Annotated in this window: 12 protein-coding genes; 5 read left to right on the top strand and 7 right to left on the bottom strand. The window is 69.6% G+C overall.

Translation table 11 applies throughout. The features are described 5' to 3' along the window. Nucleotides 1–2 precede the first annotated feature (2 nt). From ASD38_RS19940 to ASD38_RS19920, 5 genes are all read right to left on the bottom strand, one after another. On the bottom strand, nt 3–1,298 hold the full coding sequence (locus ASD38_RS19940; RefSeq protein WP_056442674.1) for an MFS transporter: 1,296 nt from the start codon (nt 1,296–1,298) through the stop codon (nt 3–5). Next, nucleotides 1,291–2,373, bottom strand: coding sequence for a LacI family DNA-binding transcriptional regulator (locus ASD38_RS19935; protein WP_056462804.1), 1,083 nt, complete (start codon nt 2,371–2,373; stop codon nt 1,291–1,293). Before ASD38_RS19935 ends, ASD38_RS19940 begins: the two co-directional genes overlap by 8 nt. Before the next feature lie 273 nt (nt 2,374–2,646). Next, nucleotides 2,647–5,652 carry a TonB-dependent receptor plug domain-containing protein gene (locus tag ASD38_RS19930; protein ID WP_056462802.1) on the bottom strand — a complete coding sequence of 1,002 codons (3,006 nt, stop codon included), beginning with the start codon at nt 5,650–5,652 and terminating at the stop codon, nt 2,647–2,649. A gap of 192 nt (nt 5,653–5,844) precedes the next feature. After that, nucleotides 5,845–8,895 (bottom strand): glycosyl hydrolase family 28-related protein, encoded by a 3,051-nt coding sequence (locus ASD38_RS19925; RefSeq protein WP_056462800.1) that lies wholly within the window; start codon nt 8,893–8,895, stop codon nt 5,845–5,847. A gap of 29 nt (nt 8,896–8,924) precedes the next feature. Beyond that, nucleotides 8,925–11,933, bottom strand: a complete 3,009-nt coding sequence (locus ASD38_RS19920) for a glycosyl hydrolase family 28-related protein (RefSeq protein ID WP_056462797.1) — start codon at nt 11,931–11,933, stop codon at nt 8,925–8,927. 167 nt (nt 11,934–12,100) lie between these two features. On the opposite strand from ASD38_RS19920, the gene ASD38_RS19915 reads away from it, so the two are divergent. Next, nucleotides 12,101–12,694 carry a gluconokinase gene (locus ASD38_RS19915; RefSeq protein WP_235523906.1) on the top strand — a complete coding sequence of 198 codons (594 nt, stop codon included), beginning with the start codon at nt 12,101–12,103 and terminating at the stop codon, nt 12,692–12,694. Here the strand turns inward: ASD38_RS19915 and ASD38_RS19910 are convergent. Then, nucleotides 12,665–13,342, bottom strand: a complete 678-nt coding sequence (locus tag ASD38_RS19910; RefSeq protein WP_056442687.1) for a FadR/GntR family transcriptional regulator — start codon at nt 13,340–13,342, stop codon at nt 12,665–12,667. The two genes, ASD38_RS19915 and ASD38_RS19910, sit on opposite strands and share 30 nt — an antisense overlap. 227 nt (nt 13,343–13,569) lie before the next feature. Between ASD38_RS19910 and ASD38_RS24770 the strand changes: the two genes are divergently transcribed. Further along, on the top strand, nt 13,570–14,001 hold the full coding sequence (locus ASD38_RS24770) for a helix-turn-helix domain-containing protein (protein WP_235523905.1): 432 nt from the start codon (nt 13,570–13,572) through the stop codon (nt 13,999–14,001). A 112-nt stretch (nt 14,002–14,113) separates the two neighbouring features. On the opposite strand, the gene ASD38_RS19900 is transcribed toward ASD38_RS24770, so the two are convergent. Continuing rightward, nucleotides 14,114–14,917: a TOBE domain-containing protein gene (locus tag ASD38_RS19900; protein ID WP_056462926.1), complete on the bottom strand. Its 804-nt coding sequence runs from the start codon at nt 14,915–14,917 to the stop codon at nt 14,114–14,116. 187 nt (nt 14,918–15,104) lie between these two features. Between ASD38_RS19900 and bcsA the strand changes: the two genes are divergently transcribed. The 3 genes from bcsA to bcsD are packed head-to-tail and all read left to right on the top strand — an operon-like array spanning nt 15,105 to nt 23,511. Continuing rightward, entirely contained in the window at nt 15,105–19,451 is a 4,347-nt protein-coding gene (gene bcsA / locus ASD38_RS19895) for a UDP-forming cellulose synthase catalytic subunit (RefSeq protein ID WP_056462794.1), read from the top strand. After that, complete coding sequence (locus ASD38_RS19890) at nt 19,448–23,002, top strand: cellulose synthase subunit BcsC-related outer membrane protein (protein ID WP_082560822.1); 3,555 nt, start codon at nt 19,448–19,450, stop codon at nt 23,000–23,002. Before bcsA ends, ASD38_RS19890 begins: the two co-directional genes overlap by 4 nt. Then, complete coding sequence (gene bcsD, locus ASD38_RS19885; RefSeq protein WP_056442699.1) at nt 22,999–23,511, top strand: cellulose biosynthesis protein BcsD; 513 nt, start codon at nt 22,999–23,001, stop codon at nt 23,509–23,511. The genes ASD38_RS19890 and bcsD overlap by 4 nt, the downstream gene beginning before the upstream one ends. Nucleotides 23,512–23,533: the final 22 nt, after the last annotated feature.

Genomic DNA, 23,533 nt, shown 5'->3' with positions numbered 1-23,533 from the left:
GCCTAGCCGGCGCTCGCGCGCGTCCTCTCCAACCGGGCCATGGCGTAGAAGATCAGCAGGCTGGTCACGACCAGCACGGCGGCGAGCGCCAGCATGGGCGCGAGGTTGCTGCCCGTGGCGTCGCGCACCATCGGCACCAGGTTCTGGGCGATGAAGCCGCCCAGATTGCCGATCGCGTTGATCGCCGCGATGCCGGCCGCCGCCCGCGGCCCGCTGAGGAAGCTCGGCGGCAGGCTCCAGAACACGGGCTGCGCCGAGAAGATGGCCGGCGCGGCGATGCACAGCATGGCGAACTTCAACGCCGCCCCAGGCAGGACCACGCTCAAGGTCAGGGCGACCGCGGCCAGCAGGCAGGGCCCGGCGATGTGCCAGGCGCTGGCGCCATGGCGCGCGGCGTGGCGCGGCACGAACCACAGCGCCACGCCGACGAAGATCCAGGGGATGACATTGATCAGCCCGTTGACGGTGTTGGAGACGCCGAACGACTTGACGATGGTCGGCAGCCAGTAGCTCAGGCCGTAGGCGCCCAGCGGCATGCCGATATAGAGGCCCGCCAGCAGCAGGACGCGCGGATCGAAGATCGCTTTCCAGGCGCCGCGGTGATCGTCGACCACCCCGCCCCGCTCCGCGTCCAGAACCTTGGCCAGCCAGTCCCTTTCGACCTGCGGCAGCCACCGGGCCTGGGTCGGACCGTTGGGCAGGCGCCACAGGACGTAGGGCGCCAACAGCACGGCTGGAACGCCGGTGACCAGGAACACCCATTGCCAACCGGCCAGCCCCAGCGTGCCGTCCAGATCCAACAGCAGGCCGCCCACGGCCGCCCCGACGGCGTTGGCGACGGCGCTGGCGATCATGAACAGGCCCACCATCCGCGCGCGATGGGCCTGCGGATACCAGAGCGTCAGGACGTAGAGCACGCCCGGGAAGAACCCCGCCTCGGTGACGCCCAGCAGGAACCGCAGGACATAGAACATCGTCGCGTTCTGGGTGAAGCCCAGCGCCAGGGTGACCAGACCCCAGGTGAACATGATCCGCGCGAACCAGACCCGCGCGCCCACCCGGGCCAGGATCAGGTTCGACGGCGCCTCGAACAGGAAATAGCCGATGAAGAACAGCGACGCGCCCAGGCCATAGGCCGCCTCGCTGAGGCCGAGGGCCTGGACCATGTCGAGCTTGGCGTACGACACGTTCTGCCGATCGATATAGGCGATCAGATACATCAGGCAGAACAGCGGCATCAAATGCCGCGTCACTCGCCCGACCGTGGCGCGCTCCATGTCGACGGACGGATCAGGCATGCGATGACCTCTTATGGGCTTTGGCGCCCGGGACCTGGGCGGCGTGTCGGGGCGGGGCGGTGGACTCGCGCTCGATCAGGGCGTGATCCAGGACGTAGTCCGCGGAAGCCTCGGCCGATGGCTCGGTCGATCGCAAGACGCGCATCAGTCGATCCAGGGCCACGGCCGCCATCTGCCGCACGGGCTGGCGCACGGTGGTGAGCGGCGGCCAAAGGGTGGTGGCCACGGTCGTGTCATCGAACCCGACCACGGTCAGGTCACGAGGCACGTCGAGATGTCGACGGTGGGCCACCGACACGGCCGCGGCGGCCATGTCGTCGTTGCTGGCGAAGATCGCGGTGGGCGGCGGGTCGCGATCGAGCAGCTGCTCGGCGGCGCGCAGGCCCGAACCGTAGGTGAAGGCGCCCTGGGCCAGGACGAGTTCAGCCCCCTCGACCGCCGCGATCGCCGCGCGCGCGCCCTCGAGGCGTACGACGCTGGCGGTCTGGTTGGGATTCCCGGAGATGAAGCCGATCCTTCGGTGGCCAAGATCCAGCAGATGCTGGGCCATGGCCTGGCTGGCCTGGCGGTCGTCGATGCGGACATTGATCGCATCGCTCGCCGGGCGCCCCGCGGCGACCACGGCGAGCGGCAGATTGGCGGCGCGGAGCATGTCGCGCACGACGGCGGACTCGCCCAGGGGCGGCGCCAGGACCACGCCGTGGACGCCCTGGCTCAGCAACCGCTCCAGGTCCCGCGGGGCCGGGGCCTGGCCGTCTTCGCCCCGCACCAGGATCAGCCGGGCCCCGGCGCTGGTGGCCTCCTCGAACACCCCGATCAGGAAGTCGCTCATGAAGGCGGCGCTGGGATTGGAATAGATCACCCCGATCCGCAATTCGCCGGCCATGACGAGGTTGCGGGCCGCCAGATTGGGTTCGTAGTTCAGCTCGCGGATCGCGGCCAGAACCGCCATGCGCGTCTCTTCCCGGACCTTGGCGCGATCATGGATCACCCGCGACACCGTCATGCGCGAGACGCCCGCCAGTTGGGCGACATCGACAATGGTGGCGCCCCGGGCGCGGTCCGGCCTGCTCAATGGAAACCCTTCTTGGCGTTCGCCGGCGATGCGGCGGCGACGTGTTGTCCGACCGTCCGAGGTTCGTCCCCGGCGCGGGGCAATAGGGGCGTGACGCGTTCGCGAACGCAAGCACTAGGCGACCGGCGGCGCGGATCGGCGCGCCGCGCGGACCGAAATTCAGGCGATGGCTCCACACGGCCTCTCGGGCGGCAAAAAGGACCCGGGCCGGAACGGCGGTCAGCCGATCCGGCCCGGGCGGCGCCCAGGGGGAGGTGGAACGGGCGGCTCAAGTTAGAATTCGTAGCGAAGACCCACGTGGTAGAACCGGCCCATCAGGTCGTAGAGCGCCGGGTTGGCGTCCAGACCGGTGTTGGTTTGCGGCGACGGCGTCGGGTCCTTGTTGAACAGGTTGGCGACCTTGAAGTAGGCCTTCAGACCGTCCTTGATCTGGTACGAACCGCTGAGGTCGACATAGGTCGCGCCGTCCATGCGGTTGTAGTCGATCGTCGGATAGTTGTTGTTATCCGTCGCGGTTCTGCCGACCGGGCAGCTGCCGGGGGCGCACTCGATGTACTGGCCGCCGATGACGCCGTCGCTGAACCAGCGCTCCTGCAGGCTGAGCATGAACCGGTCCGAGGTCCAGGTCTGGACGGCGAGAACCTTCCAGTCCGGCGTGTTGCCGGAGTTCTGGCCCGCGGTGTCGACAACGGAGCCGCCGGGGAAGCCCTGATTGGTGACGAACTTGTGGGTGTTGGTCGCCAGGGCGCGCAGATCGAAGTGGCCCGGCACGCTGGGCAGATCGAAGCGGTAGCTGGCCTCGATGTCGAAACCGCTGGTCTTGATCGAGGCCAGGTTGAACACCTGGGCGTTGACATAGGGCGTCACGCCGGCCGGCGGGGAGAAGTTGAAGGCGCCGCAGTATTGCGTCAGGCCCGCATAGCAGAAGTTGACCACCTGCTGGGCGCTCAGGCTGGAGATGCCGCCGTCCAGGACGATGTTGTACCAGTCGACCGAGGCGCTGAAGCCCGGCAGCCACTTCGGGTTCGAAAGGACGACGCCGAGCGTGAAGTTCTTGGCAATCTCGGGCTTCAAGTCCGGATTGCCGACCACGTTCTGGAGCACCAGCAGCGCACCGCCGGAGGGAGCGCCGGGCGGGGGCGTGCCCGTGGAGGGAATGGTGAAGTTGGGCAGCGTGGTCGTGACCGGCGCGGCGAACAGCTCCGACAGGTTGGGCGCGCGGACGTCACGCGAGGTGACGGCCCGCAGGCGGATCCCGTCGATCGGCGTGTCCCAGGTGCCGCCGACCTTCCAGGTGTAGACGGTGCCCGAGCTGCTGTAGTCGGTCCAGCGGCCGGCCATGTTGAGGTTGGCCTTGCCCGCGGCGTCCGAGTCCACCAGCGGCACGTTCACTTCCGCGTACGCTTCCTTCACGCTGTATTTGCCGGCGCCCGAGTGATAGTTGCCCGCGTACCAGTTGTTGCCCGCGGTGCTCAGGGCCGGGTCGGCCGGATAGTCGACGGTGTAGGGCGAAGCCGCCGAACCGTCGCCGTAGGGGTCGCCTTGCACGTGGTACTGCTCGCGACGGTACTCGGCGCCGAAAGCCAGCGCGACCGGGCCGGCCCAGCCCTGGATGGGCTCGCCGCTGAAGTTGATGCTGGCGACGTCCTGCTTCTGGACCGAGTGCTGATACGGGCCGTTCTTCGGGGTGATGTAGGCCAGGGCCGCGTCGCTGGGCGTCTGCCCGCCGAAGACGTTGATCGGCTGGCAGCCGTTCGCGCGGGCGGTCGCATCGGCGCAGACGATCTGGCCGTTGAGCAGGGTCGCCTGGATGGCCAGCCGGTAGCGCGGGTTCAGCATGATGTCGTTGACGTGGATGTTCGTCGTGTTCTCGCCGTGCGTGTAATAGGCGTCGTAGGACCAGTCCGTGCCCACGGCGTTGAACTTGCCGTCGGCGCCCATCACCGCGCGGACCTGGGTCCGCGTCGGATGGACCGAGATGTTCCGGGGCAGCAGGGCGTTGCTGGTGCCGAACGTGAACTGGGTAATGCCGGCGTTGGCGCAGGCCGTCGCGACCGAGGCCGGCAGGTAGGGGTTGGAGCACTGCAGCGTCAGGCCGGTCGTGGCGCCGCCCGGATTGGGCTGGTTGGCGGTCTCGACGCGGGCGACGTTCAGGGTGCCGTAGATCTCGTTGTTGTCATCGATGTCGTAGGCGACGCGCGTATAGCCGTTCAGGCGCTTGAGCTCGGACTGCAGCGAGGTGCCGATGCCGACATTGCCCGACAGATCGCCGCCGACGCAGAAGCCGCCGTTCGAGTAGCAGTTGCTGACCGCGCCGTTCGCGGCCTTGGACGGCACGCCGTTCGAGCCGTACTGGAACTGGAACGGATTGCCGTTGACGTCGAAGGCCGTGCCTTGCAGCGGCCCGGCGCTGATCAGACCGTACTTGGTGTACTGATAGGCCTGGGCGTGCTCGCGATAGAGGTACTGCGGCGAGCCGTCGTTGGTGACGCCGCGGTTGACCAGGGTCGCGGTCGTGTACCAGTCACGGTCGCCCGGCGCATCCTCGCCGAAGCCGCCGGCGGGCACGCCTTCCTCGTCATCGTATTCGCCGCTGACCTGGACGTGCAGGCGGTCGTTCAAGAAGTTCTTGCCCGCGGCGAGCTGCACCAAGAACTGCTCGTTGTCGCCGTAGGTCGTGACGCCCGCCGAGACATTGGCCTTGAAGCCCTCGAAGCGCTTGTCGGTGATGAAGTTGACGACGCCGCCGACCGCGTCGGACCCGTAGGACGCCGAAGCGCCGCCGGTCACGACGTCGACGCGCTGGACCAGGAGCTGGGGGAACAGGCTGATGTCGGGAACGCCGGTGACGTTGGCCGGAACCACCCGCTGGCCGTCCAGAAGGGTCAGGGTCCGGATGGTGCCCAGGCCGCGCAGCGAGAACGAGCTCAGGCCCTGCTGGCCGCTCGACGTGCTGAACGTGCCGGTGGTCGCCCCCGTCGACCCCTGCAAGGAGGGCAGCTGCGCGATCGTCGTGAAGACGTTCGGCTCGGCGTTGCGCTCCAGGTCGGCCTGGCCCAGGGCCTGGGTCGGCGTGGGCGCGGTGAAGCCGGTGGTCCGGATCCGCGAGCCCGTGACCACGATCTCGGACAGCGAGGTGGCGGCCGGTTCCGACGGCGCGGGGGCCGGAGCCACCTGCGCGTGGGCCGCTCCCGCCGACACGGCCAATGCGACCGCACTTGTCGCGAACAACGCGTTCAAAAAGCGCGAACCCCCTCGCGCACGACCTTCATCACTCATCCCGCTGCCTCCGATTTTTCGTTGAGACCACCGACGATGGCCTCCCTGGAAGCTGTCAGACAAAGGAGAGGTGAGCCATTACGACCATGGTCGTACGTCGGCTGATTGTGGACGAGACAGGCGGCGTCGAAAGGCGGCGTCGAAGGCGCACTCGCGCCCTCGGCCCCGCCGATCGACCGCCTCGTCGTCGATTTAGTCGTGTCGCACCGCGTAGAGCGCGTGATGGGTCAGGACGAACAACGTCCGCTTGTCGGGGCCGCCGAAGACCAGCTGCAGCGGCCGTTCGGGGACGTCTATGCGCCCCAGTTCCCGGCCGTCCGGGGCGTAGACGAACACCTGCCCGTTCGCGACATAGACACGTCCCTCCCCGTCGGTCGCGACGCTCTCGCCGCCGCGGTCGGCGAAGACCTTCAGGTCCGTCACCGCGCCCTGCTTGCCGACCAGGCCGCTATAGGTCTTGTTCTCCGAGCTATTGGCGACGAACACCCTCTGGCCCGGCTTGGCCGTGGTGAAGCCATAGGTGTCCAGCGAGTCCGAGAAGCGCAGCCCCCGGAAGTCGGCGGGGCCCTGCTGAAAGACGCGATAGGCCGGCAAGGTCAGGCTGCCGTCGGGCGAGACATATTCGCGAGGCTTGGTCAGCGCCATGTCCCGCGCGAACATCTGAGCCAGGGTCGTGAACTGGTAGGTCGTCAGATCCAGTTGATCCTTGAACTCGGCGTTGTTCCACCAGTTGACCGGCAACACCGTCGCCGCGCCCGCATGGTCGATCGCCGAGGTGGGCGGGATCACCGTGACCTCGGTGTCGGGACTGCCCGGCTTGAAACTGTAGACCGTGCCGTCGCGGCCGTCCGACGACAGCACCAGCAGGTTCCCCGAGCCGTCGACGGCCAGGTTGATCGGATCCAGCGTGTTGTCGCGCACGATCGACAGCTTGCGCTCGTCCGACCAGCTGTAGATGCGCTGGTGACGCCGGTCGGTGAAGTACAGCGTCCCGGCCGCATCCACCGCGCCGCCGCCCAGCGAGTAGAAGCCGTCGCCCAGCTTCTCCACCCGCGCGCCGGCGGGGAAGGTCGAGGGCGCCGTCGGCCGCGGATCGGCGGTCAGGTCCAGCACCGCGAACTGCCGCTCGCGCGCCTCCAGCCCGCTTGTGACGTCCAGGATCGCGTTCTCGTAGGGGTACTTGGTCAAGCGCAGGAAGGCCGCGCAGCCGTTCTCGTCACAGGTCGAAAAGCCGCTTTCGCCGTTCACCGCCACGTTGCGGAAGCGGATGTCGCCCGAATTGTAGACCTTGACCGCCGCCGCCGCCGGACGTCGGGTCCGGGTGACGCGATAGCCGTGATAGTTGGCGACCAGGATGTCGTGGGAGTCGCGGATCTCCAGCGAGACGGTCTCCTCGCCTTCACCGGCCTCTTCCTCGGTCTGCGGGGCCAGAAGCTCCCAGTTGGCGACCCGGTTGAGGCTGATCTCGGTGCGCACATGGTGCTCGACCGAGGCCTGGTAGATGTGGCCGGGCGTCTGGGTGTCCGACACGTAGATGCCCGAATAGGCATAGGTGCTGGGGCTCCAGATATTGGCGAAGGTCCCCCCGCCGCCGTTGGTCACCCACAGGCTGGGATACTGGCCCGCCCAGCGCTTGGCCGGATCGGGGTCGGCCGTGGCGTTGGCGTTGTAGGGATTGAACCGCGTCCCGTCGTACAGCTCGGTGCCGTGACCGCCCTGGAACTTGACGTCGTCGACCAGCGAATTGGCGCCGGCCGTCCAGAGCAAGGCCGTGGCGCGCGGATTGATTCCGCCGGTGTTGAGGCCCAGCCCCGAGACGATGGCGTCGCCCCCGGCGGCCGAGGCGACCAGCGCCTTGGGCGCGCCGGCGCCCTGATAGCCAGGGGTGCGGTCGGGAAGCACGATCTGGGTGAGGCTGGGATGCAGGCCGATCAGCACCGTGTCCGAGCGCAGCTTCAAGGTGTCGGTGACGTGGTAGAAGCCGGCGGGGAAATAGACCACGCGGTGGGTGTCGATCGCCTTCTGGATGGCGGCGGTGTCGTCGGCGGCGTTGTTGCCCTTGGCGCCGAGGGTGCGGACGTTGACCCAGTCAGCCATGGCCGGCAGGGCCCGGATCGCGGGCGCGCGCGGAGCTGGCAGGCCGGGAATGGCCTCAGCCTTCATGTCGGTCTTGTAGGCGCCCACCTGGCCCAGGCCAGGCAGAGTCAGGCCGTGGGTGAAGGACGACACGCGATAGGCGCGGCCCTTGCCCCCCACTGGGCCGGCCACGGACTTGCCGCTGTCGCGGAGGCGGGCGAACACCGGCGTGTCGACAGCCACAGCGTTTTCGAAGCCGACCTGGGTGTAGACGTTGGCCTCGTTGGAGATGACGACGGCGGCCTTGGCGACGTTCTCGAAACGGACGTCCTTGCCCCACAGCCAGTCGCCGTAGCCGCGGTCGATCTCGATCCCAACGGGCGTGTCACGCATGGCCACATTGACCAGGGTCAGGCCAGCTTCGTGTTCGCGGATCGCCGCGTCACGTTGGCCCTCGAACGTGGAGTCCAGCAGCAGGAAGCCCCAGGCCGGCGAGGTCTTCTCGGCCAGGATGCCGTAGCGCCCGCCCTTGAAGTGCAGATCCAGAGCCGCGTTGCCGACTTGATACACACCCGCCAGGCCCGAGCCGATGTCGAACTCCATGTGGCTGAGATAGGTGTGCTGGGCGGCATGGAAGCGGATCGCGGTCGCCGCCGGATTGCCTTGGCCGATCTTGAAATCGATGTTGCTCATCGCCGAGTAGAAGGTCCCGGAATTGGCGTCGGGGACGTCCTTGTCGAACGGCACGCTGCCCGGCGGCGGGAACGGCACGCGGCGCGCCGGGTCGCGCTTGGCGCCGGCGAAGATCACCATGTTGGCCAGGCCCTTCTGGAATCCGGGCGTCGCGTCGCCCAGCAGGATCAGCGGGCGCGTGGCCCCGACCCCGAACACCCGGACGCCCGGCCACAGGAACAGGGTCTTGCTGATGCGGTAGCGGCCGGAGGGCAGGAAGACCAGGCCGCCGCCGGGCTTGGCCGCGGCCGCGTCGATCGCGTCCTGGATCGCGGCGCTGTCGTCGGCGCGGCCGTCGCCCCTGCCCCGCACCATGACGGCGGCGGGATCGTCGGGCGCCTTGACGAAGGTCGAAACCGATGCCGCCGCCGGATCGCTCGCCGTGAGGAACAGCGCGATCAAGGCCGCGCACGGCGCAACAAGCCAGCTTTTCATGGCGAACCTTTTCGTACTCGAGGTCTTGGTCAGGGCGTCACGGCGTAGAGCGAGTGGTGAGTAAGGACGAAAAGCGTGCGCTTGTCCTCGCCGCCGAAGATCAGCTGCAGCGGCCGCTCGGGCAGATCAATGCGACCGGCCGGCCGACCGTCGGAGTCGTATTGGAAAATCTGGCCGTTGGCGACGAACACCCGTCCCTGTCCGTCGACCGCGACGCTCTCGCCGCCGCGATTGGCGAACACCTTCAGGTCGGTCAGGGCGCCGCCGGGGCTGACCTGGCCGCTATAGGTCTTGCCCTCGGACTCGTTGGTCACGAAGACCCGCTCGCCGACGGCGCCGCCGATCAGGCCATGGGCCTGCAGGCTGTCGGACCAGCGCCAGCCGACATGGTCGGGCGGCCCCTGCTGCCACACCCGGAAGGCGGGCAACGACAGGCTTCCGTCGGGCGAGACGTAGGCCTGGGCCTTCGGCGCGCCGACGTCGCGGGCGAACATTTCGGCCAGGGTGGTGAAATGGTCGGTGGCCGGGTCGTACTGATCCCTGAACTCGCCGTTGTTCCACCAGTTAACCGGCAGCAGCGTCTTGGCGCCCGGACGCGCGGCGGCCGACGACGTCGGCGCGATCAGCGTCATCTGGTCCTTGGGCCCGTTCGGGTCGATCGAATAGACGCTGGCCTGCGGACCGTACGAGGACACAACCAACAGCTTGCCGGAGCTGTCGACCGCCAGGTTCACGGGATCCAGAGAATGGTCGCGCACCACCTCCAGGCCCTTGGCCTGGGTCCAGCGATAGATCCGCTGGAAACGTTTCTCGACGAAATAGAGCGCGCCGTCCGCGCCCACGGTCGCGCCGGAAATCGACCAGAAGCCGCTCTCCAGCTTGCGCACCTTCCCGTCGCCGGCCGGCGCGGCCGGCGCGGGTTGGCCGGAAACGTCGAGCACGGCGAATTCGCGCTCGCGCACCTCCAGCTTGCGGGTCTTGTCCTGGATGGCGTTCTCGAACGGGAACTTGCTGGCCCGCGCATAGGTGCCGCAACCGATCGCGTCGCAGAGGGCGACGCCGCTCTCGGCGTTGATGTGAACGTTGCGGAAGCGGATGTCCGACGAGTTGAACAGCTTCACCGCCGTTTCGGCCGGATGGTAAGACCGCGTCACCCGATAGCCGTGATAATTGGCGAACAGGATGTTGCGCGAGTTGCGGATCTCCAGCGAAACGGCGTCGGGGCCGTCGCCGACCTCCTGCTCGGTCTGGGGCGCCAGGAACTCCCAGTTCTGGACGTTGTCGAGCACGAACTCGTTGCGGACGTGGTGCTCGACCGACACCTCGTAGATGTGGCCCGGCGTGCTGGTGTCGGAAATGTAGAAGCCGGCCGAGGCGAAGGTGTTGGGACTCCAGACGTTGGCGAACGTGCCGCCGCCGCCGTCCGTCACCCAGATGCTGGGATACTGGCCGTCCCAGCGGCCGTCGGCCACCGGGTCGCCGCTGCGCGCCTGCGCCGCGCCCAGCGGCTTGCCGTCCATGGTGGGGGTGCCGCCGCCGCCCATGATCTTGACGTCGCTCACCTGTGAATTCGCGCCCGACCGCCACAGCAGCGCCGAGGCGCGCGGATTGACGCGTCCGGTGAACAGCCCGATCCCCGCGAGGATGTTGTCCCCGCCCTTGGGGCTTTCCAGCACGGGCGTCACCGGTCCGACCCCGGCGTGGCGCGGATTGTCGTCGGGAATGACCAGCTGGGTCAGGGCCGGATGCAGGCCGATCAGCACGGTGTCCGGCCGCAGCTTCAGGGTGTCGGTGACCTTGTAGAAGCCGATCGGCAGATAGAGCACGCGATGGGTGTCGATCGCCTTCTGCAGGGCGGCGGTGTCATCGGCCTGGCTGTCGCCCTTCACGCCCAGGGTCTTGACGTTGGTCCATTCGGCCACCGGCGGCAGGGCGCGAAGAGCCGAAGCTGGCATCGCCGGGAGGGACGGCAGCGAGGCCATGTCCACATTGGTCTTGTACTCGCCCATCTGGCCGAGGCCGGGCAGCGTCAGGCCATAGGTGAACGAGGCCACCTTGTAGGCCTTCCCTTTACCGGCCACCGTCTTACCGCTGTCGCGGAAGCGGGCGAACACCGGGGTGTTGGACGCCACGGCGTTGTCGAAGCCCACCTGGGTGAAGACGTTGTCCTCGGCCGAGATCACGACGCCGGCCTTCGAGACGTTCTCGAAGCGGACGTTCTTGCCCCACAGGCTGTCGCTGTAGCCCCGGTCGATCTCGATGCCGACCGGCGTGTTCTTGATGGCCACGTTGACCAGGGTCAGGTCGACCTCGTGCTCGCGGATCGCCGCGTCGCGCTGGCCGTCGAAGGTCGAGTCGATCAGGGTGAACTGCCAGGCCGGCGAGGTCTTCTCAGTGACGATCCCGTAGCGCCCGCCCTGGAAGTGGACGTCCTCCATGATGTTCCCGGCCTGGTAGACGCCGGCGAAGGCCGAGCCCAGGCGGAAGTTCATGTGGCTGAGGAAGGCGTGCTGGGCCATGCGGAACCGAACCGCCGCCGCCGCCGGATTGCCCGCGCCGATCTCGATGTCGACATTGGCCATGGCCGAATAGAAGGTGCCCGAATTGGCGTCGCGCACCTTGTCGGTCGGTGGGACCACCGTCGGCACCGGCACGGGAATGGCGCCGACCTGGTATTGGTCGCCGCCCGTGAACACGATCATCGTGCCCACGCCCTTCTGGAAGCCGGGCGTATTGGCCGCCAGCACGAAGACCGGCCGGGTCGCGCCGACCCCGAAGACGCGCACGCCCGGCGGCACCAGGATGCTGCGGCTCAGACGGTAGCGGCCCGACGGCAGGAAGACGAGGCCATGGCCGGTCTTGTCGCGCGCGGCGTCGATGGCTTTCTGGACGGCGTCGGTGTCGTCCGCGCGGCCGTCGCCGACACCCGTGACGGTGATCGCGCGCGGGTCGTCGGGGGCGGTGAGCAGAACAGAGCCGGTCGAGGCCAGGGCTGGGGTCGAAGCCGCCAGAAACGCCGCTAAAAGGACCGCCTTCATGCCACTCTCCTCGTCGCAACCCCTTATCGATAAGGAATCGCCACCCCCCCGCCATCCTCGACCATGGTCGTAGTTACGCCCCATCGGCGGCCCGGTAGAACCCGATTTCAACCGTGCGGTCAGCCTGTCGGTCATTCGGCATGCCAGCCAGCCTTCAAGGACGCCGCTTGCAGCCGCCATCCCGCCCCGCCCCGTCCGCCGGGCTCGCCATCATCGCCATGGGCGTGAGCGGGAGCGGCAAGTCGACGCTCGGCGCTCTGCTGGCCAGCAAGCTCGATTGCCCGTTCCTGGAGGGCGACGACTTTCATGACGCGCGCGCGGTCGCCAAGATGCGCGCGGGCCAGCCCCTCGAGGACGATGACCGCTGGCCCTGGCTCGATCGCCTGGGCCTGGCGGTCGGCCAGGCGCTGGTGTCGGGAGGACGGGTCGTGGCGGCCTGCTCGGCGTTGAGACGCGGCTATCGCGAGCGCCTGCGCGGCGCCATCGGGGCCCCCACGCGCTTCGTCCTGCTGGACGCCGGCCACGACGAGCTCCTGCGGCGGCTCACCCATCGCTCGGGCCACTACATGCCTCCCAGCCTGCTGGCCAGCCAGCTCGCCACGCTCGAGCGTCCAGGCGCCGACGAGGCGATCTTCACGCTCGACGCCGCCGCGCCGCCCGAACGCCTGTGCGAGATCACCCAGGCCTGGCTGGAAGACGACGCGCGCTGGACCGGCGGGGCGGCGCGCGCTTCAGGGCATCAACCGCTTTCGCCCGCGTGAGAGGTGCCAGCGCATGGCCAGGGCGGCGCTGTCGCCGTCCTGCGCCCGGATCGCCTCGACGATCAGTTCGTGCTCTTGCATCATTTCGGCGATCGCTTCCGGCGGCCGCGATCGCGAGATGTCGACGCCCGCGCGCATGATCCGGTCGACGTCGGGCTGCAGCGCCTCGAACGTGACCAGGAAGGCGGGATTGGCGGTGGCCTGCGCGATGCGGCGGTGCAACTCCATGTCCTCGGCGTGAGCCGGCGCGTTCGACAGCAGCGCCTCGCGCAATTTCGACAGCGCGTCCTCGATGCTGGCCATCTCCTCGTCCGAGCGCCGCGCCGCCGCCAGCCGCGCCGCCTCCGCCTCCAGCACGAAGCGCACCTCGTAACTGCCCAGGGTCGAGGCCAGTTCGGACAGCGGCATGTAGGCGCTCAGCTTGTCCGACGGGCGGTTCTTGACGAACGACCCGGCCCCGCGGCGCGCCTCGGTGATGCTGTCGGCGGCCAGTCGGACGAGGGCCTCGCGCACGATCGTGCGCGACATGCCGAAGATCTCCGCCAGGCGAGCCTCGGACGGCAGGCGATCGCCGACCGCCAACCCGTCGGCGTTGATCATCTCCACGATGCCCGTATACGCCCTGTCGGCCAGGCGGCCTTCGCTCATCCCTCGGTCTCCAAACTCGACTGGCGCCAACATCGCGCCGTTCGCTTCCGTTAGAAAGCGGCCGTCGGCCGGCGCCAAGGTGGCGGCCAAGCCCTCGCGACGCCAGCGCGAACTTCACCGTGGCGGCCGGCGCGCGCCGTCGGTGCAGCCGGACAAGTCGCCGTGGAAAGTCTTCGCCGCGCCGCCGCATCCCATCAAACCTGTATGACAGATTTCGACGGAATGGCATGAACAATCAAATGTTCACGCTCACATTGCCGAACGGGCTTGAATTTGTCCAACAGATAGCGTTACCATCCGGAACGCGACCCGGATTCGCCGAACACGATCGGCGGGCAAAACAAACGGGCGTCGCACCGCCGAATGGCTGCGCTGGGATGAAGCAGAGGGGTTCTGGAATGACCACGACGGGTGTCCGCGTTATCGACCGCGATCTGGAGGCGGCGTTCGACGAGCTCACGCCGACCCAGATGAAGGTCTTGGAAGGCGTCAACTCAGGACGGCTCAACAAGCAGATCGCCTTCGACCTCGGCATCGCCGAAGCCACGGTCAAGGCCCACATGACCGCGCTGATGCGCAAGCTCAACGTTCACAACCGGACCCAGGCCGCGATCGCGGCGCAGGCCCTGGCGCACTGGCCCCGGTCGGCCGCCCGATAGGCCCACAGGCCGCGGACTGGTCAAGGTCCGGCAGGGCGATGGCGCGGTCGCCTTTGACCGCGGCCTGCGCACCCTTTCGATCCGACCGCCGGGCTGAGACGTCTGGCGCGCCCTAGTCGACGGCGAGAATGACGTGCGAGGCCTTGATGAGCGCCTGGGCCCGGGCGCCGACCTTGAAGCCCAAGGCCTCGCCGCTGCCGCGCGTGATCGTCGCCGTCAGGGTTTTCCCCGGCTCCATCTCCAGCACGACCTCGTCATTGACCGCCCCCTCGTCGTGGCGGATCACCGTGCCCGCCAGGCAGTTGCGGGCGGACGTCCGCAGGCCGTCGTCGCCCGCGGCCAGGATCACGAAGCTCGACTTGATCAAGGCCAGCGCCTCGCGGCCCGGCGCCAGGCCCAGGTCCGCGACGCTCTCGCGGGTGACGATGGCGACGATGGCGACGCTCGGCGAGACCCTCAAGGTCACCTCGGCGTTGACGGCCCCTTGGGTGACGGTCTCGACGACACCCCGGAGGGCGTTGCGGGCGCTGGTCTTCATGCCAAAACTCCAGATCAGGGATTTTAGGTCGTCGTCCGCGCCGCCGAGCGCCTCTTCCAGCTGCTCGACCAACTGGGTCAGACCGTCCTCGACCTTGGCGTAGGCGGCCAGGACCGCCAGGCCGGCGGGCGTGACCTGGGCCGCGCCGCCCTGGCGGCCGCCCGGCTGGGCGGTGACCAATGGCCGTTCGAACAGATTGTTCAGCGCCTGGACCGCGTCCCAGGCGCCCTTGTAGCTGAGCCCCACCGCCTTGGCCGCGGCGGTGATCGAGCCGTGGGCCTGGATGGAGCTCAGCAGCCGGATGCGATCGGGTCCCACGCGGGACACGGGGCCCTTGCGCAGCTGAAGGACGGCCTGGATGGGAAGCGGTCGGGTCATGAGCGATCTATGCGACAAGCCGGGCCCGGACGCCACGTCGGGATCGGTCGCGCGATCGTCGGTCAGGCGAAGGCCGGTCTCCACGGCGCGTGGAGTGGGGAATCACCCCATCGCAACGCCTTCCCATCAGGCGCCATTCTAGGAATGGGGCGCGGTGACGTTTAGCGCTCGCTGGGCGTGCAAGATAATGCGGCTGCTTCAAACGGCGGCGTTCGGTCTGACGTGTTTGGCGGCGCTTGTCGTCATTGCCTTCGCCGTGACGCTCACCCTCGATCTGAGGGCGCAGGCGATCTTCGGGCTGACGACGATCGTCGTCACCCTTCTGCTGAATCGCCACGGCTCGCGCCGGGTCACCATAGCGCTCGGCCTCCTCTCGATCGCCGTTTCGACGCGCTATCTCTACTGGCGCACCACCGAGACCCTGCACTTTCGCTCGCCGATCGAGGCGGCCTTCGGGTTGGGCCTTTTCCTGGCCGAGCTCTATGCCTGGGCCATCCTGGTCCTGGGCTACATCCAGACCGTCTGGCCGTTGGCGCGGCCCGTCCGCCCGCTCGCCGGCGAGGCCGACAGCTGGCCGACCATCGACGTCTTCATCCCGACCTATAACGAGAGCCTGCAGATCGTGCAGGACACCGTCCTGGCCGCCCTGTCGATGGACTATCCGCGCGACCGCTTCCGCGTCTACGTGCTCGACGATGGGCGGCGCCCCGAGTTCAAGGCGTTCGCCGAGGCGGCCGGCGCCCTCTACATCGCGCGCACCGACAACAAGCACGCCAAGGCCGGCAACCTGAACAACGCCCTGGGCCTGACCGACGGCGAACTGGTCTGCATCTTCGACGCCGACCACATCCCGACCAGGGCCTTCCTGCAAATCACGGTCGGCTGGTTCCAGGCCGACCCGCGCCTGGCCCTGCTGCAGACCCCGCACCACTTCTATTCGCCCGATCCCGTGCAGCGGAACCTGCGCACGGTGAAGGACATCCCCGACGAGGGCGCGCTGTTCTATGGCGTGGTCCAGCCCGGCAACGACTTCTGGAACGCGGCCTTCTTCTGCGGCTCCTGCGCCGTGATCCGCCGCGAGGCGCTGAAGGAGACCAACGGCTTCGCCGGCGAGACGGTGACCGAGGACGCGCACACCGCGCTCAAGCTCCAGCGGCGCGGCTGGAACAGCGCCTATCTCGACATCCGCCTGGCCTCGGGCCTGGCCACCGAGCGCCTGGCCCTGCACATCGGTCAGCGCGCGCGCTGGGCGCGGGGGATGATCCAGATCTTCCGGGTCGACAATCCCCTGACCGGACCCGGCCTGAGCCTGGCCCAGAGGCTCTGTTACCTCAACGCGATGCTGCACTTCTTCTTCCCGCTGCCGCGCATCGTGTTCCTGACCTCGCCCCTGGCTTTCCTGCTGTTTGGCCAGAACATCATCTTCGCCTCGGCTCCGATGATCGCCGCCTTCGCCGCGCCGCATCTGGTGCAGTCGATCGTCACCAGCAACCGCATCCAGGGCCAGGACCGCCGCGCCTTCTGGGGCGAGGTCTACGAAAGCCTGCTGGCCTTCCACTTGGTGCTCCCGACGATCACCACCCTGCTCAATCCCAAGCGCGGCAAGTTCAACGTGACCGACAAGGGCGGCCTGCTCGACAAGGGCTATTTCGACGCCCGGCTGATGTGGCCGCACATGGCGACCATCGGCTTGCTGGTGCTCGGGCTGGTCGTCGGCTTCACGAAACTCTCTCTCGGCGGGTTCGGCGTGAACCTGGGCACCCTGCTGCTCAACGCCAGTTGGACGCTGTTCAGCCTGCTGATCCTGTCGACCGCGTTGGCGGTCGGCCGCGAGACCCGCCAGATGCGCACCTATGTCCGGGTCGGCGCCCACCTGCCGGTGATCCTGAAGTTCGGCGACGGCCGCGAGGTCCAGACGGAAACGGACGAGATCTCGATGGGCGGCTTCGCCGTCTCCAAGGTCGGCCCGGTCGACAAGAACCAGTCCATCGACGTGCAGCTGTTGTGCGGTTCGGCCTGGACGACGTTTCCAGCGCGCATCGCCTCGGTGACGGGCGACACTCTTCGAATCCAGTTCAGGTCCATGCCCATCGCCCGGCATCGGGAACTGGTGGTGGCGGTCATGGGGCGCGCCGACGCCTGGGAGCCGAACGCCGCCGCGCCCTCGGCCAATCCGATCGCCTCCCTGATCGACCTGGTGCGCGCCAGCGCCTCCCTGGTGTTCTGGTGGAGCGTCAAGCAGCCCGAGCCCTACGCCCAGCGACCGGTCGCCCCCAGCGAGGCCGATGTCGCCAAGACGGTCTCGACCCTCTGCGCGCTCCTGGCCTGTCTCGCGCTCTTCGCGGTCCCGGCGCCCGCCCGGGCGCTTGCGCCGACCGCCGCGCCGAAGCCCGCGGCCGCCGCCGCCGGCGTCCGCGAGGTCACCATCACCCTGGCCGACATGGGCGCGCGACGTCCCGTTCGGCTGCTGGGCGTCAACGGCGAGGCCGGCATCCCCTTCGCCCTGCGTCGGGACGAGGTGGTGACCGGCGCGACCCTGGTGCTGAACTTCGCCTATTCCCCCGCCCTGCTGCCCGACCTGTCGCAGCTCAACGTGTTCATCAACGACGAGGCGGTGGCGTCCCTGCCGCTGGCGCGCGAAGGCGCCCGGGGCACGGTGCTCGAGATCCCTGTCGAGCCGGCCCTGTTCCTGACCGACAACCGCCTGAACCTCCGCTTTTCCGGCCACTACGCCCGGGGCTGCGAGGACCCGCTCCACTCGTCCCTCTGGGCCAATGTCAGCAATCTGCGCTCGTCGCTGAAGCTGCGGCTGCAGCGGCTGCCGGTGCGCGCCGAGCTGGCCCAACTGCCCGCGCCGTTCTTCGACGCCGGAAGCGGTCCGCTGATCTTGCCGTTCGCCTTCGCCGCCCCGCCCTCGGACGACGCGCTGCGGGCCGCCGCGGCGACGGCCTCGTATTTCGGCATGGCGGCCAGCTATCTCGGCTTTCGCTTTCCGGTCCTGGTCGGCGACTTGCCTCCAGGCGACGGCGTGGTGTTCGCCACGGCCGGCGACCGGATCGAGGGCCTGACCCTGCCGGCGATCGACGGCCCGACCCTGGCGATCGTGGCCAATCCGCGCGATCCGTCGAGCGCCCTGTTGCTGGTCCTGGGGCGTGACCCGGCGGAGATACGCGAGGCGGCCCTGTCCCTGGCGGTGGCCGCCAAGAGCCTGACGGGCCCGGTCGCGGCCCTGGGCGCGCCGACGCTCGCCGTCCGCCAGCCCTACGACGCCCCGCGCTGGCTGCGCACCGATCGCAAGGTTCGGCTGGGCGAGATCATCGATCCCGACACCCTGCAGACCGTCGGCCTGCCGCCGGCGCCGGTGACCGCCGCCTTCCGTCTCGCGCCGGACCTACTGCTGTGGCCCCGCAGCGGCGCGCCCATGTCGCTGCGCTATCGCTATCCCATGGGCTCGTGGCTGAACCGCGAGGAGTCGCGTCTCGACGTCTCGCTGAACGGCCGATACCTGAAGTCCTTCAAGCTGGACCGTCAGACCGGGGTCGACAGCTTCCGCACCCGGCTGATGCGCGGCTTCGCGCTCAACGAGCATGACGTCTCGCTGCCGCCCTATCAGCTGTTCGGCCAGAATGAGCTGCAGTTCTACTTCGACCTCAAGGGCCACAAGACCGCCGCCTGCCAGGGTCAGCAGCCGACCAACGTCCGCAGCGGCGTTGATCCGGACACGACGATCGATCTGACCGGCGGCCACCACTACACCCAGCTGCCGAACCTGGCCTTCTTCGCCAGCGCCGGATTCCCCTTCACCCGCATGGCGGACCTGTCGAAGACCACGGTCGTGATGGCGCCCAACGCCGGACCCAACGAGATCGAGGCGTTCCTCGGCCTGATGGGCCGCTTCGGGGACGCGACGGGCGCGCCGGTCACCCGCCTTGGCATTGTCCGCAACGGCGACGAGGCGGCCCTGCGCGACCGCGACCTGCTGCTGATCGGCCCGACCAGCCTGCTGACCGCGAACGAGCATCTGATGAAAGGCGCGCCGTTCTCGAGCGAGGGGTCGCGTCTGCGCCTGCGTCTGGCGACCTTCCGCGAGCGGGCGTTCTCGATGCTCGGCACGCCGCTCGACGACGGCCAGCGCGGCGCGGCCGACGACGTCCTCGTCGGCGCCGAGACCTTCAGCGGCATGACCAGCTTCCGCTCGCCGTACGGCGGCGACCGGGTGGTGGTGGCCCTGCTCTCGGACCGCACCGAACGCCTGCCCCAGCTGGTGCAAAGGCTGGCCGATCCGACTCAGAACGCCGAGGTGAAGGGCGATCTGGTCGTCCAGTCCGACGACACCCTCGCCAGCTTTCGCGTCGGACCGACGTTCTGGGCCGGCACGATGCCTTACTTCTACCGCGCGGCCTGGTGGCTGAGCGGTCATCCGTTGCTGCTGGCCCTTGCCCTGGCCGGCGCCGTTCTGGTGCTGGCCGGACCGATCCTGCTGTGGCTCAAGGCCCACGAGCGGCGACGGCTGAAGGACGTCGAAGGGGCATGAGCCGCCGCCGTCTCCTTCCCTGGTTGCTGGCGGCCGTCGCGGCCACGTCCGCGGCGGCGCCGCAGACGGGCCTCGCGCGCCAATCCAGTCAGGAAGGCGTGAACGCGCTGGTGCGCCAGGCCGCGTTCTGGCGCGAACGCGGCCGCAAGGATCTGGCGGGACAGTCCCTGCAGCGCGCCCTGGCGGCGGACCCCAAGAACGCCGACGCCCTCGCGGCCATGGCCCGCTACGCGCGCGAGGACGGGGATGTCGCCGGCGCCGAGCGCTGGACCGCCCGCCTGCGCCGGGCGGCGCCCAACGATCCCCGACTTCGCCAGCTGGCGGCCCCCGTCGCCGCCCCGCCGAGCGCGCGCCCGGCGCCCCCTCCCGTCGCCGCCGCCGCCGCCCCACCGCCAGCGCCTCGACCGGCGGCGCCGGTCGATCGCGGGGGCCCCCTGCGGGCCGCAGGCTTCGCGGCGCTCGAGAAGGGCCAGCTGGACGCCGCCGCGCGCGACTTCGAAGCCGCGCTCAGAATCCGTCCAGGCGACCAGGACGCGCTGGGCGGGCTGGGCGTGGTGCGCCTGCGCCAGGAGCGGTTCGCCGAGGCCGAGCCGCTGCTGGCCAAGGCCAGCGCCGGGTCGCCCCAGGCCAAGGCCCGTTGGCGCGAGGCCCTGGCGTCCGCGCGGTTCTATGGCGGCCTGCGCGCGGCCCAGGCCGCGCTGGCGGCCGGCGACGCGGCCAAGGCCGAGCGCCTGGTCGCGCCGCTGGCCAACGGCTCCGGCCGCGACGTCGCCCTGGCCCAGCAACTGCTCGGCGACGCCCTGGCGCGGCAGGGCCGCCTGGCCGAGGCGGAGGCCGCCTATCGCCAGGCGGCGCGCAACGCGCCGGACTCGCCCGACATCCAGACCGGCCTCGTCGAAGCCCTGGTCGCCCAGGGCAAGATCGCCGAGGCCGAGGCCCTGGCCGCCAGGACGCCCGGCGGCGCGACGGGCTCGGTCTCGACCCGGGCGCGGATCGCCCAGGCCAGGGCCGACGAGGCCTGGGCGGCGGGCGACCTGACGGGCGCGCGCGCGGCCTTCGAGACCGCCCTGGCGGCCTTCCCGTCCGAGCCCTGGCTCCGACTCGACTACGCCCGCTTCCTGCTCGAACGCGGCGAGACCAGCTCAGCGGACGGGCTGATGTCGCCGCTGGCCTCAAGCGTGGGGGCCGAGCCGCTGCACGCCGCCGCGCTCTGGGCCGACCGGCGCAACCGGCCGCGCGACGGCCTGGCCGCCCTCGAGAAGATCCCGCCGGCCGAGCGCACCGCCCAGATGGACGCCCTGGCCCAGTCGCTGCGCGATCGCGCGGTGATCCAGCAGGCCAGGCAGGCCGCCGCCGGGCGCGGCTACGAGGCCGCCAGCGGCCTGCGCGCGCTGCTGGCCAGGCCGGGACTGCCGATAGGGACCGCCGGCGAGGCCGCGTCGGCCCTGTACGACCTGGGCGATGTCGAGCCCGCCCTGGCGGCGGCCCAGCAGGCGCTGGTGGTCGACGTCCCGGCCGCGCCGGCCGCCTATGAGGGCTTCGTCTCGGTGCTGGCCAAGGCTGGGCGGGACGCCGAAGCCGCGGCCCTGATCCGTCAGGCCTCGACGAAGGCCGCGCCCACGCCCGAGAACCGCCGCGCCGTGGCGGGGCTGACCGCGACCCTGGCCGCCGAGCGGGCCGACCGCCTGCGGCTGTCCGGCGACCTGGCCGGCGCCTTCGACACCCTTTCCGAGGCCTCGACGATCGCCCCCGACAATCCGCGAATTCTCGCGGCCCTGGGCCGGCTCTACCTGACCGGCCGCATGCCCGACGAGGCCAGACAGGCCTATGAGGCCCTGCTGCGCCTCAAGCCCGGCGACCCCGAGGCCCTGGCGGGAATCGCCGAGGCGGCCCTGGCCCTCAACGATCTGCCCGGGGCCCGCGACAATCTCCGCCTGGCCATGGCGCGCTCGCCCGACAACGCCGACTTCTATCTGCTGAAGGCGCGGATCGAGACGGCGGCGGGCGATCGCCGCGCGGCGCTGGAGGCCCTGCAGACCGCCAAGGCGCTCGGCGCCCACGGCGGCGGCGTGCGCGGTCAGACCGGCGGCCTGGGCCCCAATCCCTTCCTGAATCGCTCGAGCTCGCCGTCGCCCGCGCGTCCCGCCGCGCCGGTCGCCTGGCTGTCGCCGACCTCGACGCCCATGGAAGCGCCGGCGGCGGCTTCGCCGTGGGCCGCCCCGCCGCCAGGCGTCGGTCCCGCCGCCCCTGCGGCGCCGCCGAGCTCGTCCTCGTCGCTGTTCGGCTTTCCGTCGTTTCCGGTCGCCAAGCGAAGCCCCGCGCCGGTCGCGACGACGCCCCAGGAGACCAAGGCCGCCGGCATCGACCGCCAGATCGCCGATCTGCGCCGTGACGCCGCGCCGCAGATCGACGTCTCCACCACGTTCCGGCAACGCTCGGGCGAGGCGGGGCTGAGCCAGCTGGGCGAGGTCGCGGGCGTCGCCAGCTTTTCGACCTCGGTGCTGGGACGCGGGCGACTGTCGTTCGAGATCGCGCCGACCGCGATCGATGGCGGAACGGCCTCGCTGGACGGCCGCCAGCGCTTCGGCGCCAACCCGATCCCCACCGCCGTCGCGATCCTCGACCAGGAACAGCCCGTGCCGCCCGGCGGGACGCCGATCATCGACGAGGAAGACGTTCCCGACCCCGGCCCGCAGACCGCCGCCGGCGCCGCCCTGACCGTGCGCTACGCGATCGGCGGCCTGACCGCCGATGTCGGCGCGACGCCCCTGGGATTCTCGAACGTCGAGGCCGCGGGCGGGGTGAGCTGGGCCCCGGCGGTCGGCGGCGCCGGCCGCGCCAAGCTGAAGGTCGAGCGCCGCCCGGTCACCGACAGCGTCACCAGCTACGCCGCCACCGTCGATCCGGTCACGGGCAAGGAATGGGGTCAGGTGATGCGGTCCACCGTCGGCGGCGGCCTGTCCTACGACAACCAGGCGACAGGCCTCTACGCGGACCTCTCGGCCAGCCGGTACGACGGCCGCCACGTGGCTGACAACAGCGGTTGGGAGATGAACATCGGCGGCTACATCCGGCCCTATCGGACCAGCGGCGCCGAGTTCCAGATCGGGGCCAACCTCAATCACCAGGCCTACGACAACAACCAGAACCTCTTCACCCTCGGGCACGGCGGCTATTTCAGCCCCCAGCAGTTCACCAGCGTGAGCCTGCCGATGCAGATGCGCCTCACCCGCGCGACCTGGAACTTCGAGCTGCGCGCGGCGCCGGGCTACCAGACCTACCGCGAGGACGCGGCCGACGTCTTTCCGCTCGACCCGGCCTTGCAGGGGACCCTGGAGTCCCTGGCCTCGATCGATCGCAGCATAAAAACCCGGTTCCCGGCCCGCAGCGAGAGCGGCTTCGGCATGGCCGGCTCGGCCGCGGCCGAATACCAGATGGGCTGGGCGACCACGGTCGGCGGGGCGCTCAGCTTCGACACCTTCGGCGACTACGACGAGGCCAAGGCCAGGCTCTATCTCAAGCAGCTGATCGGAGGGCGACAGGCGCCATGACCAACACTCCTCCCAAACGCCTTTCTCCGGCGGAGGTGCTCGCCCGCGATCACGCTTATCACGCCGTCCGAAGTTGCTCGCTGCAGTGGAGCACATTCCTTTCGGCGTTCGCGATCGAGCTGAACACGGGCGCCGAGCCGTTGGAGGTCCGCGGCTTCCTGCGCCAGATCGGTCGCCGAATGGCCGAACTCATGGTCCTGCCCAAGACCGACACCATCGAGGCCCTGGAGGCGGAGATGAACAAGGCCTGGACGCGTATCGAGTGGGGCTGGGTGAGGCTGATCCCCGAAGACGACACCATTTTCATCACCCATGGCGCCTATCCCAACGCGTTCGAGGATCCCACCAACACCGTCTGGCCCCTCGGCACGGCGGCGATCATGGAGGGCATCTACGGCGAATGGATGCTCGCCCAGGGCAGTCCCGTCTCCGTGGTGCGTCGGGTCTCGGAACAGAACGATCCGCTGGAGTTTCGCCACGGCGTCGACGTCGTGCGCGTTCCGCCCTGATGGCGTCGCCCGTGATCGTCAA

It is taken from the genome of Caulobacter sp. Root487D2Y (genome assembly GCF_001427165.1).
Lineage (GTDB): Bacteria > Pseudomonadota > Alphaproteobacteria > Caulobacterales > Caulobacteraceae > Caulobacter.
The sequence above is the reverse complement of the archived record's forward strand: the minus strand, read 5'-3'. Positions and strand labels throughout refer to the sequence as shown.